The organism is Petrotoga sp. 8T1HF07.NaAc.6.1, assembly GCF_016772115.1.
Taxonomy (GTDB): Bacteria; Thermotogota; Thermotogae; order Petrotogales; family Petrotogaceae; genus Petrotoga; species Petrotoga mobilis.
This window is the reverse complement of sequence record NZ_AUPG01000005.1, coordinates 1-14,641: the sequence shown is the minus strand read 5'-3', so window position 1 is coordinate 14,641 and position 14,641 is coordinate 1. Positions and strand designations below refer to the sequence as shown.

The 14,641-nt window shown below is 37.4% G+C and carries 12 protein-coding genes; 4 read left to right on the top strand and 8 right to left on the bottom strand.

The window, feature by feature from the left end; genetic code table 11:
• Positions 1 to 71: 71 nt before the first annotated feature.
• From NAAC61_RS04405 to NAAC61_RS04370, 8 genes are all read right to left on the bottom strand, one after another.
• Positions 72 to 2,579: an ABC transporter substrate-binding protein gene (locus tag NAAC61_RS04405; RefSeq protein ID WP_202695375.1), complete on the bottom strand. Its 2,508-nt coding sequence runs from the start codon at positions 2,577 to 2,579 to the stop codon at positions 72 to 74.
• Positions 2,580 to 3,039: 460 nt separating this feature from the next.
• Positions 3,040 to 4,716, bottom strand: a complete 1,677-nt coding sequence (locus NAAC61_RS04400) for an ABC transporter permease subunit (RefSeq protein ID WP_202695374.1) — start codon at positions 4,714 to 4,716, stop codon at positions 3,040 to 3,042.
• A gap of 17 nt (positions 4,717 to 4,733) precedes the next feature.
• Positions 4,734 to 5,708 carry an ABC transporter permease gene (locus NAAC61_RS04395; protein ID WP_237729766.1) on the bottom strand — a complete coding sequence of 325 codons (975 nt, stop codon included), beginning with the start codon at positions 5,706 to 5,708 and terminating at the stop codon, positions 4,734 to 4,736.
• 76 nt (positions 5,709 to 5,784) lie between these two features.
• Positions 5,785 to 7,548, bottom strand: a complete 1,764-nt coding sequence (locus NAAC61_RS04390) for an ABC transporter substrate-binding protein (protein WP_121958807.1) — start codon at positions 7,546 to 7,548, stop codon at positions 5,785 to 5,787.
• Positions 7,549 to 7,566: 18 nt separating this feature from the next.
• Positions 7,567 to 8,775, bottom strand: a complete 1,209-nt coding sequence (locus NAAC61_RS04385) for an ABC transporter ATP-binding protein (protein ID WP_202695373.1) — start codon at positions 8,773 to 8,775, stop codon at positions 7,567 to 7,569.
• Positions 8,775 to 9,800, bottom strand: coding sequence for an ABC transporter ATP-binding protein (locus NAAC61_RS04380; RefSeq protein ID WP_443146884.1), 1,026 nt, complete (start codon positions 9,798 to 9,800; stop codon positions 8,775 to 8,777). Before NAAC61_RS04380 ends, NAAC61_RS04385 begins: the two co-directional genes overlap by 1 nt.
• A gap of 228 nt (positions 9,801 to 10,028) precedes the next feature.
• Entirely contained in the window at positions 10,029 to 11,264 is a 1,236-nt protein-coding gene (locus NAAC61_RS04375) for a replication-associated recombination protein A (RefSeq protein ID WP_202695371.1), read from the bottom strand.
• Positions 11,239 to 12,180, bottom strand: a complete 942-nt coding sequence (locus NAAC61_RS04370) for an NAD-dependent epimerase/dehydratase family protein (protein WP_202695370.1) — start codon at positions 12,178 to 12,180, stop codon at positions 11,239 to 11,241. The genes NAAC61_RS04375 and NAAC61_RS04370 overlap by 26 nt, the downstream gene beginning before the upstream one ends.
• 200 nt (positions 12,181 to 12,380) lie before the next feature.
• Here NAAC61_RS04370 and hflK point away from each other — a divergent pair, with 200 nt between their 5' ends.
• From hflK to NAAC61_RS04355, 4 genes are all read left to right on the top strand, one after another.
• Positions 12,381 to 13,376, top strand: coding sequence for an FtsH protease activity modulator HflK (hflK, locus tag NAAC61_RS04365; protein WP_121515156.1), 996 nt, complete (start codon positions 12,381 to 12,383; stop codon positions 13,374 to 13,376).
• A complete protein-coding gene (gene hflC / locus NAAC61_RS04360; RefSeq protein ID WP_233581257.1) occupies positions 13,373 to 13,993 on the top strand; it encodes a protease modulator HflC in 621 nt (206 codons plus the stop codon). The genes hflK and hflC overlap by 4 nt, the downstream gene beginning before the upstream one ends.
• On the top strand, positions 13,990 to 14,232 hold the full coding sequence (locus tag NAAC61_RS10645; RefSeq protein WP_233581255.1) for a hypothetical protein: 243 nt from the start codon (positions 13,990 to 13,992) through the stop codon (positions 14,230 to 14,232). The genes hflC and NAAC61_RS10645 overlap by 4 nt, the downstream gene beginning before the upstream one ends.
• Before the next feature lie 2 nt (positions 14,233 to 14,234).
• A partial coding sequence (locus tag NAAC61_RS04355; RefSeq protein ID WP_202695369.1) for a hypothetical protein occupies positions 14,235 to 14,641 on the top strand: 407 nt, incomplete at its 3' end.

The following is a 14,641-nucleotide window of genomic DNA, read 5'->3' as shown; positions in this document are numbered from 1 at the left end:
TATAATTCAACTTTCTGAAAAATAGGCTCCCGTGAGGGAGCCCTTAAACCCTAAAAAGGCTTTTTAGAACATTAATACACAACGATAGTTGTTGAATAAGTAGATGGAATAGCTCCTTCCGATCTTGCAGTAACTACAACTGCATAAGTACCGGGGTCTAATGTATTAAGCACGTCTCCAGGTATAGTTGCAACAAATGTTCCAGCTGTTTCTACTTGCGCCTTGAAACTCACTGGCCCTTCTGGTGTGATCAAAGAAACCTCTACATCCCCTTCAGGAGCCGGAGAATATGTATCGTATGGGTAAAGAACCTCTGATACATTAACCGTAACAGGTAAGTCTAACCCTCTTATAGCAGCAAAAGCAAGTTCTATACTATCAACGTTCAACCTAACCGTTTCAAAGTACTCGTTCCAATATCCACGTTCGAATGGGTACCTCTCATCCCTAACAGCCGTTAATTCAACAAAACGTGCACTGGGATCATATCTGGTCATCATGAAAGGACCATTCCCTATATAAGCATGGTTGTATTCATTAACAAAATCAAGTGCCGCTCGGTACCTTTCGACAGCCTCGTCAGGTGTAACCATGTCTTCAATGTAAATAGGCACGTATCTTTCATTTATCATCTTTTGAAGTTCTACTTTAATATCGTTAACCGATACAGGCTCAAGTACATCCACTTCGTAAATGTTTCCACCAGCAGCTGTTGCTGAGAATGTGTACTCTCTTCCTGAAGCTCCTCCATTTTCAACCAACCTCGTTAAAGCTTCAACTATTTCCCAAGAAACACCTATTGGTTGTCCTGATTGAGAAACTGACCATCCAGGTGCTCCCCAAGTAGCTAAGTACATATCATCAATCGGGAAGTTGTAATCAAACCATACGGTTATCGAACCGTCTGAATTTATTTTTCTTGCAACCTCAACTTCTAGTCCGGGCATTGCTGAAGCAGAATAAGTCGCATCGTACCTTGAGTCAGTGGGTCCGGAATCAACTGAAAGGTCCCATACATATAGAGGCTGATACATATAATCTACTAAACTTTCAGAAATTCCATGATGCCAAACACCGTATATTATATCGTAAGTAGCAACACTAACAGATGTAACGCCTGGTCCTACAGGGACCCATTTTTTACTATCAGGATCAACTCTAATAGCATCTGCGGGGACCTCTATTAAACCAACCATCTCACCGTTTTCGTCAACTACAAATTTGGTGTCCAACGTTTCCATCCTTGGAACAACTTTTGCAGGTGTATGATCTGCTGAAGCCGGACTTTCAAACATACCGTAGTCGTACATATTCGATGCAATGTTTATGGAATAGCTATCGTTGAATCCATCCGTTCCTACAGGATCCCAAGCACCCATGAACAAAGATCCTTGAGCAGAGAATTGAACAACGTTCAAGGTTCGATCAACCGTATCTCCAGTGATAATGGACCATTGATTTAATCCATCTCCTAGCCCATATACCATTCGTCTGTTGAATCGATCTTTGTTAGCGACATAGAAGTCTTCTTGGTAGGTCAGGTATATTCTAACGGAATCTCTTATACCCAATTCAGTTGCTCTTAGAATCATATCCCAATACTCTTCTTCTGTTGCAAAATTACCGGCATAAACCTTTTGAGTTAGCTCATCAATCTCATCTTGTTCATAGTTCCAAAATGTTGGCTCTTGACCTCCTGGCATATTAGCATACCAAGGTGCATACATTTGGGAGACAATGTGGTGCCAGTACTTTCTCGTAGCACCTGCGCCCCAACCTTCTGTGTATATATGCCATTGAAGATCTGCAGGGTTTGAGTAATAAGCAAGATCAACTGCTGCATATCTGTCTATTTCTACTCTTTCAACCATTATACCAGCTCTTTCGATTTGATCAGCTATGTATCTGCCTGCTGGTAACCTTCCGTTAGGGTCATCTACGCGAATTATGAACTTCAAGGTTACTGGTTGTCCATCGAATGTCCACCATTGACCTTGTTTTACCAATCTTCCTCTATTTTCAGGCAGATTGGCAGCCTCATTCATAGCGTTTTCTATCATTTCAAAAGCTAGATCTTGGTTACCTTCTGGAGTAAAACCCATATTTGCAGTAATATCAATGTAAGGTTGGGTCCCAGGTTGTCCAGGGGTTGCCATCGTATACATTACTCCACCTGCACCTTGAAGAATCTCGTCGACTAAATACTGTCTGTTAATTAGGTAATTCATAGCATACCTTACTTCTTGAATCGCCAACGGGTTAAAATACTCAACACCGTCAACATTTACCGTATACGGAGGTTCGTTTGGTATGGGGTTAAATAATAAAGACCAAGAACCCGATGGAATGTTGTAAATATCTAAGTTTTGAAGTACCGATTGGGGCAAAGAATTAATCGTTGGAGCCCCAACACCCGTAAAAAACACATCTACGTTACCAGCTGCGACATCTTGAATTGCGACATCTTGTTGCATTCTCACACCGAAATAAACCTTATCCGGCATAGGTCCCTTTTCTGCTAAGGCAAAAGCAGAAACCAACACAAACGTAACCAACAAAAAAGTCGTTACTTTCCTCATAATATCCCTCCTTTAGCATTTGTAAAAACCTAATTGAAGCAAACTTACTCACAACAAAACAATAGATTAAAATTAATTGCTACTTAACAATATTTTCTCTTACATATTTAATTATAATGAAGTTTACATAGTATGTCAAGTTAGAAAAAACCAATTAACAGTAATCTAAGGTATTTATTGCTAATTATTCTTCAATAACGAAAGAAATTTCAATAATGCTAACTTTTTCAAATTTTCAATTAATTTCTTAGTATTTATAAAGATGGGAACTTAAATCTCGAAGTCGTTTCCTTAACTTAAGAAAAATCCCTACTTTTTTAAGTTTAAATAGTAATTGTAGCTAATTTAGGAAAGAATGGATTAATGTTCGATAGGTTTGAAAAAATGGTAGACTCATGCTGGTGGGCATAATAAAAAACCCCACAAAGTACGTGGGGCTTGTGTTAATATAGAGTTTAAATTATTGGCCTAAGGATCGTGGATCTAAAGCATCCCTTATGGCATCTCCAAACAAATTAAAGGCAAGAACCGTTATAATGATAAATAATCCAGGTATAAGTACCCAAGGGTAACTAGTTAAAACTTGAATATCCTGAGCCTGAGAAAGCATCAAACCCCAAGAGGCTCCAGGTTCTGTTACTCCCACGCCCAAGAAACTAAGACTTGCTTCACCTAAAATATATCCAGGTATAGATAAGGTAGCGGAAACGATCACGTAAGTATAGGTATTTGGTAACAAATGGTTCCAAATTACTTTTCTTGGAGGATATCCTAATGCAATAGCCGCTTGAACAAACTCCGTTTGTTTCAAACCCATAGTCATTCCTCTTATAACCCTTGTCATTCCGGGCCATCCAATGAAAGATAAAATTACAACTATCAAAAGATACCTAATCTCCGGTGAGATACTTGTGGGTAAAACAGCACTTAAAGTTAATATCAAATAAAGACTAGGAATTGACATCAATATTTCCGTGAACCTCATAGTCACTTCGTCTATCCATCCTCCAAAATATCCTGCTAAACCACCTAAAAAAATACCTATTGTAAAAGTTAATAATATTCCAATCAACCCTATAGAAAGAGAAATTCGGGAAGCAAAGAATATCCTACTGAAAATATCTCTTCCATATTGGTCTGATCCCCATACATACAGTATACCATCGTTTGAAAAATAATCGGATAGCGAAGGCAGTTTTGTTTTTTCAACTCCAAATAAATGTAAATTCGTAGGGAAAATCCCTAAAAGTTTATAATCCCACGAACGAGTAAAAAATTCAATAGGGTAATTTTTCAAATTAACTGCGTGCAAATCTGATGGGGTCAATACAACAGGTATAAAATCGAAATAAACATTTATTTCTTCCAAAGTTGCAAAAGTATCTACACTGATAATTTCTTGATTTCTTATTTTAGGAGCGTATCTATAATCACTTTTGTAAGTATTAATTGCCATACTTCTGTTATCTTCGTTAACAACAATCGTCTCTCCACTCAGAAGTTTTGAAAAATTAACGTCATAAAGGCCATCTTCAAATGAAACTGGACCATTTAAGTTCTCTTCTTTTGTAAAATAAGATAAAGGAATCAAAGTCTGATCATATTTACGATTGGTTGATAATTCAATATATTCTCCATCTGCAGTTTTCGCCATGATAGTATTCTTAAATGTATAAGTAATATCTGAAACTGTTGCATTGTAGGTTGGATTGTATTCACCCAATTCAAAGGTAATTAACTCACCCGTTTCGGGATCCCTCGCCTTAATTACATCCAAATGGGTTGCTTCCACGTAATTACTTTGGTATGTTATTGGATCTCTCTCACTCATATACAGGTAAGTGTGAGGTCCGACTCTTTCACCTGTGAATAAATCCTTTCTATAAATCGTAGAAGGAGGGGCAAATCTATACTGAATATGGTTATTAAATGGATTCATTGGAGAGACAAAATCTGCAAATATAGCAAGTAAATATAAAATGATCAACACAACAAGTGATATCATTCCCAATTTGTGCCTTCTTAATGCCCTCCAAATAAGTGCAGGCGTTGACATGAATTCTCGCTCAAAAAGTTCTTCATCGTTTTGTGTGTTTTGGGGTGTGTTCTTCAAATTATCCTTCTGCTTTTTTCTCACTTAAAAATCCCTCCAATTTAAGCACTCATTCTTAATCTGACACGAGGATCAGATGCAGCAAGTAAGATATCAGCGATCAAATTACCAGTAATTAGTAGAATACCTTGCAAAAACAAATTTGCCATTACCAGGTAAATATCTTGCTGGAAGATCGCATCTCTCATCAAAGTTCCTAAACCTGGCCATGAAAACACATATTCCGTTATCAACGCACCACCCAATATCGAAGATAAACTGAATCCCAATGAGGTAATTACAGGATTGATAGCGTTTCTCAACGTATGCTTGTATATGACAACGTCTGAAGGCATCCCCTTTGCTCTTGCAAACTCTGCATAATCTTGGTTCATCTCATCTAAGATCTGCCCTCTCATAACGCGCATAGTTCCAGCAAGAGATGCCGTTCCCAATGTAACTACAGGGCCAGCAACATGCCAGAAGAAATCACCTATCTGTTTGTACCAGGGGAAATTAGCAAATTCTCGTGATAACATCCCCCCGATTGGAAATATTCCAGTATTTGCAGCCCACATTAACCATAATAACGCGAAAAAGAAGTTTGGAATAGAAAGACCTATCAACCCAAGAGTTGAAAGAGCTTGGTCAGTAAATTTGTATTGGTGAAGCGCTGCTGTTATTCCTAAAGGTATACCAATCCCCCAGGTAAATATAAAAGTTGTCACTCCCAATAAAAGTGTGGCTTCAAGTCTTCTCAGCATCACTTGCCAAACATCTATTTTATAAACAAAAGAGTAACCCCAATCTCCCTTCATAATGTTTCCTAACCACAAGAAATACTGGGTTACAGGATTTTTATCCAATCCATACAATCTTTCTAATTCTTGAATCTGTTCGCGACTGATATTGGGATTTACTCTATATGTATCCAAAAAATCACCAGGTGCCAACTGCATTACAAAAAACGAGATAACCGATACTCCTAACAACACAGGTATAGCAAGAATAAGCCTTCTAATTATATATTTGAGCAAGATCACGAAGCCTCCCTACTATGATTTTAAAAAGGCAGAAGGTTTCCCTTCCGCCCTTTTTTAATAAACCTAAAAATTACTGTTCTTTCCAGGCGTACTCAATTTTCCACAGACCTGGTGAGTAGGAATAACCGTAAGGGTTGATCGTTCCATATTTTTCTACAGGATACAAATGCAACGTATTTTTATGTATGTTCAAGTAATTCTGTGAAATTGTGTAAACTAAGATCTGATTTTCCGCAACCAACATTTGCCATTCGTCCCAAAGCTCTTGGAGCTCATCTTTATCCAAAATCGAACGTTGAACTCTCATAATCTCATCAATTCTTTGCTCAGCAGGGTGTGCCCAATATTCATCTGGATCAACCCATTCCATAACTTCAGGAGACCAGTTCCAGAAATGTAACCCACCATCTAACAACCAAACGTTTGTACCCCATCCAGGATCGTCTCCTCCAACTAATCCAATGATAATTGCATCCCAGTTAGCTGAGTACATTTTTTGAACCACTGCGTTGAATTGCATTGGCCTGTAATTAACTTTGATTCCAAGTTTACCTAAGGAATCAACTAAAATAACAGCAATTTCGTTTCTCATCACGTTTTCACCATTGGTGTTCAATTCAAACTCAACAACGTTTCCATCCCAATCGACTAACTCGCCCCTATCATTCCAACTAAAACCTGCTTCTCTTAAAAGTCTCTGGGCTGTAACAAGTGAATATCTGAATCCCAATTCTTCGATTTCAGGATTGTAGAAAGCTGAAGAATTAGTTCTTGGACCATAGCAAGGTACCCCTAATCCGTTGTAAAGTGTTTCTATAAGAGTTTGTTTATCAAAGGCATACGCTACAGCTTTTCTGAAATTATCGTTTCTGAACCATGCCCTATGAACAGGATCGGCTGCGTTGAAATTGAAAGCTATAAAGTTTGACCCGGCAGTAGCTGGACCTACTATTACATTCCAACCTTTTTCCTCGGCTTGAGCTCTCAAAGCTGGGAAATCCTTAGCTTGAGGACCGTGCATATCTATTTCTCCTGCCTCGAATCTTAATCTTTCAACATTAGTATCTGTCACTATTTCGAAGACAATTCTATCTAAGTAAGGAAGTTGGACCCCGTCTTTTGACTTTTCAAAGTAGTATGGGTTTCTTTCCAAAACTACCCTGACTCCTTCGGTGTACTCTGTAACTTTAAAAGGTCCACCAACTACTATTTGATCAACTTGTTCTACCGTCCAAGTGGACTGGAAGGTTTCTGCATCCGTTACTTTATCCTCCAATACGTGTTTCGGCATTATGGCGAATCCACCGACGGTTTCAAGCCCAAATCTGAAGACTGTAGGATATTTGAACATGATTCTATTACCTTCAACAGTCAATTCTGGAAGATTACCTTCAGCGTCCATATAAACATCGTTACCATCTGCTGTTAAATCTGGGACTATTATCTTCTCCCATGTGAATACTACATCGTCGACGGTTAATGGGTGACCATCTGACCATTTAACCCCTTCTCTCATTTCAAACCAGTAAAGTGTGCCTCCATCTGCTGTACGCTCAACACCCCAATCCTTTGCAAGAGATGGTTGTGTTGGCTGCCCATAAAAATCGCTGCTGAGTAACGATACACCACCTTGATTGATGATGATAGAAGATGATGTTTCCTGAGCCCAGTAAGTATTTAGAGTTTTTGGGCCAGAAGTTGTTGCAAGGTATAAGGTTCCACCCTTTTGACCACCTTCTACATCGGCGATAAGCCACTCGGGGTTGTAAGCTTCTTGCGCAAAAATCGTCAAAGCGCTTAAAGCCACTACTAATAGTACCAACAACTTTCTCATGTGAATCCCTCCTTTAAGTTATTTTACCAACTTACCCTCTTTTTCTTGTGATAAACCTCTATCTCTATCCTCTTTGTATAAGAAACAAGCAACATAATGGTTTTCGTTTATTTTATAGTATTCAGGGTAATCTTTTTTACATATGTCCATAGCGTAGGGACATCTTGGGTTGAAAAAACATCCTTTGGGTCTATTAACTGGACTTGGTACTTGACCTTTAACTAAAAACTTTTTTCTATCTCTTCGTTTTCTTGGATCTGGAAGAGGTGCGGCATTTAGTAAAGCTTGTGAATACGGATGTAAAGTTCTATCAAATATTTCTGAACCGTCTCCAAACTCAACTAATCTTCCAAGGTACATAACACCAACATGGTTTGAAATAAACCTAACAACCCCTAAATCATGAGAAATAAAGAGATATCCAACGTTGAACTCACTCTGTAAAGTCTTTAAAAGATTGATTATCTGTGCCTGTACTGAAACATCTAACGCAGAAGTAGGTTCATCAAGGATGATCAACTTTGGATCTAAAATAATTGCACGTGCGACGGCAATCCTTTGTCTTTGCCCGCCAGAAAATTGATGAGGATATCTGTCAGCATGGTAAGGTTTCAAACCAACTTTTTTCAACATATCAAGGGCGATATTTTTTGCCTCTATTTTATTTTTTGCCATCTTGTGAAACAAAAGTGGTTCAATCAACGTCTGTCCTACAGTCATTCTTGGATTCAAAGAAGATGTAGGATCCTGAAACACTATTTGAACATTTCTTCTGAAATCTGCTCTTTTTCTATCTATATCTTTAAACATATAATCCAAAAATTTTTCTTTTCCATTATCGTAGTAATATTGGATATACTTTCTCTCTTCATCTTCAAGATTTTCAAGAACCTTCTCTTTGCTCCCTAACTCTTTTTCTAGTTCATGAGCGTATTCGATGTATTCCCTTTCCAAATACTTTGCTCCAGCTCTTTTATTCATAAAATAATGAGAAGTTTCTTCTCCGTTTAAAAAAATCTTCCCCGAAGTAGGATCTTCCAATCTCAAAATCGTTTTACCAATCGTGGTCTTTCCACAACCTGACTCTCCAACCAATCCATAAGTCCCATTTATATCTAAGTCCAAATTGACCCCATCTACTGCTTTAATGTACCCGACCGTTCTATCTATCAAAAACCCCTGTTTAATTGGAAAATACTTTTTCAGATTACGGATTTTTAAAAGCATCAAAGAGCCTCCTTCTTATCTATCACATCGTCATAATGAACAGGAGTAGTATCAGATATAGGATTAAAACATCTTATGTAATGATTTTCTTCAACTTCTGTTAAATCGGGCCATTCTTTCCTACACTTATCAGTGGCATATGGACATCTTGGCAAAAAAGGACACAATGGTGGAGGATCCAGCATAACAGGAGGTTGCCCTTTTATCGGGTTTAATAGATCCACCTTTATATCGTGCCTTGGTATACAGGAAAGCAGAGCATGGGTATACGGATGCCTAGGTTTTTCAAAAAGTGTATAAATATCTGTCATTTCCATCTGTGTTCCACCATACATTACAATAACCTTATCGGCAACTTCAGCAATTACAGAGAGGTCATGAGTTATGTATATCATTCCCATATCATACTCTTTTTGCAAATCTTTCATCAACTCTAAAATTTGGGCTTGAATAGTAACATCCAAAGCGGTGGTAGGTTCATCGGCGATTAAAATTTCTGGATTGCAAGAAAGCCCTATAGCTATTACTACCCTTTGCCTTTGACCACCTGAAAACTGGAAGGGATAGTCATCGATCCTTTCGGCTGGATTGGCAATCCCTACATCATCTAAAAGCTTTATAGCCCTTTCCCTTGCTTCTTCTATGGACACATTTTGGTGAAAAACAATAGTTTCAATCATTTGATCAGCTATTGTAAACATTGGGTTCAAAGAAGACATTGGGTCCTGAAAGACCATTCCTATATGTTTTCCTCTTATCCTTGTAAAATCTTTCTGTTTTAATTTTGCCAGATCAATGAACTCTTCCTTACCGTCTTTACTGAATTCGTTTGTTTTAAATAATATTTGACTCTCTTTGGTAATATAACCAGGGCTTTTAATCATCCCCATTACAGACTTCATGGCAACACTTTTTCCCGATCCTGTTTCACCGACGATTCCTAAAGTTTCATTTTTACTCAAAGTGAAAGAAAGTTGATTAACAGCTTTAACCGTTCCTTCAGCTACGGGAAAGTGAGTACTCATATTTCTAACGTCTAAGATGATATCATTCAATATATTCACCTCATAAAAATAATATCTCTTTAATTCTATTTCATATTATAATAAATATTAACCTTGATTGTCAAGTAGAAAAAAACTAATTAACAATAGTCTACAGGATTTATTGCCAATTATTCCCGAATAATGAAAAAAATTTCAATAATGCTAACTTATCTAAATTTTTGTGCAAAAAGTTTCATGACTCGTTGTTCAATAATTCTTCTTATCTTTCCAAAGATCTTTTAATCGTTCTTTTATGCGTTTTTCAATACCGATTTCCTTTGGCGTGAAAAATTGGGTACTTTCAAAACCTTCTGGCATGTAACTTTCTCTAACGAAACCCCCATAATCGTGAGGATACTTGTACCCTTCTCCAAAGCCTTGTTTTTCCATTCTTTTATTCAAAGGATTTATCAATTTAGGTGGAATCTCGAAATTATTTTGGCTTATAAACTCTTTGGCTTTAGCGTAGGCTAGGTATGCTGAATTGGATTTTGGTGATGAACACAGATAAATTGTAGCTTCAGATAATGGAAGATAACATTCGGGGTAACCAACATGTTCAGTAGCTATCATAGCTGATACAGCAATATTTAAGGCGTTAGGATCAGCCAAACCAACATCCTCGGCAGATAAAATAACCATTCTTCTTGCTATATACATCGGGTCCTCACCGCTTTCAAGCATATAAGCAAGATACAACAGCGCCGCGTCTACATCGCTACCCCTCATACTTTTTATATATGCAGAAATGAAGCTGTATTTTGCGTTTTTGTCGTAAGTTAGTCTATACCCGGTAAAATCTTTCAGAAATTCTAAATCAATTGAATTGATCCCAGCTTCATTTGCAGTCTCTATTAGATTCATTATCCTTCGGATATCATTTCCAGCATATTCTATCAGTGCTTTCCGTGCCTCTTTTGTAATTTTTAAATCTTTGTAATAATCTTCTATTTGTTGGAATAAATTTTCATAATCTTCGGCAGTTAATTCTTTAGTTTTAAAAACCAATACCCTCGATAATAAAGCTGGATTGACACTAATAGCTGGATTTTCTGTTGTCGCCCCTATGAGAGTTAACTCTCCTGTTTCAACACTTAAAAGTAAAGTATCTTGTTCGGCTTTATTCAATCTATGTATTTCATCGACAAATAATAATTTGGGTTTTGTAAAAAGATTATTTTTTTGCTCTATTATATCCTTTATTTTTTTCTTTCCCTCTATTGCCCCTGAAATAGAAAAAACATCGTAATAATCTTTTATCTCGTTTATTAAAGCCCTTACAATAGTTGACTTACCGCTACCAGGTTCACCATATATAATGAAAGATCTAACCTTTTTATTCTTTATCCAGGTTTTAAGAATTTCTTTCAACTTTTCATTACCCAGCACCTCGTCAACCTTTTTAGGTCTAATTATCTCATAAAGAGGTTGTGTACCACTCAATAGTGTTTTCCACCCCTTTTTCTAAATCGTATTTAGGCTCCCAACCTAAAATATTTTTTGCCTTTGCGTTCGAAAGCAAACTTATCTTCACATCACCATCCCTTTCTGGCTTATAAACTGGGTCTTTCCCATACCCTGTTTTCCTTTTCATCACTTCAAAAAGCTCGTTTACAGTGGTTTTCTTGTTAGTTGAGATATTTATCGTCTCTTTATCCCCTTTATTCATTGATAAAAAGTTGGCTTCAACGACATCAAAAACATGTACAAAATCTCGTACCTGTTCTCCATCACCGTAAATAACTATTTCTTTTTTCTCAAGCATATTTTGAGTAAAGATCGCCACTACCCCGGCTTCTCCTTTTGGGGTTTGTTTAGGACCATATACGTTGGCATATCTCAATATGGTGTAATTCAGATCATGTTGGCGTGAATAAAACTCGATGTATTTTTCGCAAGCAAGCTTTGAAATAGCATATGGACTAATAGGATGCGGACAGTAATCTTCAGAAGTGGGAACAGGAGCGTTATCACCGTAAATGGCCCCGCCTGTCGATGAAAATATGAACTTTTTAATTCCATACTTAAGGGATAATTTCAACAAATTCAAAGTACCCATCACATTGATTTCAGCGTCCCAGTTTGGATCTTTAACAGAATCGGGAACAGAAATCTGTGCCGCCAAATGAAAAACATAATCGAACTTATGGGTTTCAAATATTTTCTCCAAAACATTATAATCTCTAATATCTTGTTGGTAAAAAAGAGCCATAGGTGACAGAAATTCTACATTTCCTGTGGAAAGATTATCGATAACAACTACGGAGTTGCCTTCTTTCATCAATCTATCAACTAAGTTTGAACCTATAAAACCCGCACCCCCAGTAACGAGGATTCGATATTTGTTTTTATCAGCCATATTTTACCTCCAAAAGTGATAATGATTTAGCGCCCCTTCGCCCTATTTTATATTTTTATTATAACACTCTAGAGCCTTAAATGTATTTTTGAAATTTAAATAGATTATAGTAAAAAATCTGCAAACATATGCGACTTTTATGTTATAATTAATTTTAGCCCTTTTGAGCCTTCCTAAATTTTGAAAAGAGGTGAGTAATTTTGGCTGAATATGAGATCTTCAATCCCAATGAAGAATTTAACGACGAAGGTAACAATCATGAAGGTCATAGATGGCGCAATATAATCATTATTGCCGTTATCATAGCGATTGGTATTTACCTTTTAACCGGTGTTTATCAGGTAGGACCTTCTGAAGTAGCGTTAGTCAAAACGTTCGGTGAATACAAATCCACCGCAGGACCAGGTTTACACATTCATCTTCCCTATCCTATTCAATCTCATGTTATAGTTGATGTAAGAACAATAAATAAGGTTGAACTAGGTTTTAGAACTACCAGCACAGGAAGAACCCCCTCATACAGCTCATACACTGATGAAGCAGAAATGATCACTGGCGATCAAAATATAATTAGTATTGAAGCTGTAGTTCAGTATAGGGTAAACGACCCAGTAGCATATGCCTTCAATGTAATTCAGGGGTACGACTTAGTTAAATCTACTTCTGAAAGCGTACTTAGGGAACGTGTAGCTCTGTCGAATTTAGAAAACGTCTTGACTACAGAGAGAGATCAAATTGCCATGGAAACAGCTGAAAGAGTTCAGTCCATATTGGACAGTTACAACTCTGGTATTATAATACAAAATGTTTATCTCCAAGCAGTAACACCACCAGAACCAGTCGTTCCAGCTTTCGATGATGTGAACAACGCACGTCAAGACCAACAAACAGCAATAAACGAAGCACAAAGGTACGGCAACGACATTATTCCAAGAGCTGAAGGAGAAGCTCAAAGAATCTTAAACGATGCGCAAGCTTATGCCTATGAACAAGTTGCGAAGGCAACAGGAGAAGCAGAAAGATTCAAAGCTTTACTGGAAGAATACCAAAACTCCGAAGACATTACAAGAAAAAGATTAATATTAGACTCTGTACAACAAATGATTAAAAATTCAAAGATACAAGTAGTATCTGAACAAGGAAACACCTTGAACTTTTTGGATTTAAGCGAAATTATCGGTGGTGATGCGCAATGAAAAATACGACGTTATGGGCAGTAGTTATAATCGTAGCTTTTTTTGTAATTCTATTTAGTTTTACGGCTTTCTACATCGTTGATCAAACTCAACAGGCAATAGTACTTAGATTTGGAAATATTATAAGCATAAAAACGGAACCAGGAATTTATGTAAAAACTCCCTTTATAGACAACGTAGTTAAACTCGAGAAAAGGATCATGATCTATGACATACCCGTAGAAAGGGTAATAACTTCCGACAGAAGAACTATTTTAGCCGATACATATGCAATATGGAGGATAGAAGATCCTCAAAAGTTCATTGAAACACTCAGGACCGTAGAAGTTGCAATGACAAGAATCGATGACATCGTTTATTCGCATGCAAGAGATGTTATAGGAAATTACACATTCCCTGAGGTCCTTTCACTCCAAAGACAAACTATCCTGGAAGAAATAAAAAATCGCAGTGAAGCATCACTTGAAGATTTTGGAATAAATGTTGTGGATGTAAGACTCAAAAGAACCGACCTACCTCAGGAGAACACCGAAGCTGTATACGAAAGAATGAAAAGTGAAAGGTATGCTATGGCTGCTCAATTAAGGCTGAAGGAGAAAAAGAAGCCCAAAGAATGAAAGCCGAAGCAGATAGAGAAGCAAGTAGAATCAGATCAGATGCCCAAAGAGAAGCTGATATCATAAGAGGAACAGGTGAGGCAAGCGCAATAAACATTTACTCAGAAGCTTATTCCTTGGATCAAGATTTCTTCGAACTACAAAAAATAACAGACATTTACAAAGACTCATTCAACAACAGCGTATTATTAATACCCAACGATTCACCTTTACTTGAACTTTTCTATGAGGTGGAATAGTCTTGAAGCTAGTTCCTAAGATGTTGTTATTCTCGATGTTAATAATATTACTCTTTGGTTGCCAATATGATGGTAAGTCAAACATTAAATTTGAAATCGAAATTCCAACAAAAATTTCCCCAAATATCCCGTTAACGATAAAAACAAATTTTGACTATGATAATGTAGAAATAATTATCGATGGAGAGGAGGCTCCCTCCTCCCTCTTTTTGGATGAAGAGGGAACTTCTTCTTCACCTCTTTTGGGTGAATATGGAACTTCTTCTTCCTTCCTTATGGATGAAGAAAACGCTTCCTCCTCTATCCTTATAGATGAAGGGGGAACCCCTTCTTCTTCCTTCCTTATGGGTGGGGAGCGGGGCGAAGGGGCGCTAACAGAGAACCTTTTCCTCACGGGTGGGGAGCGGGG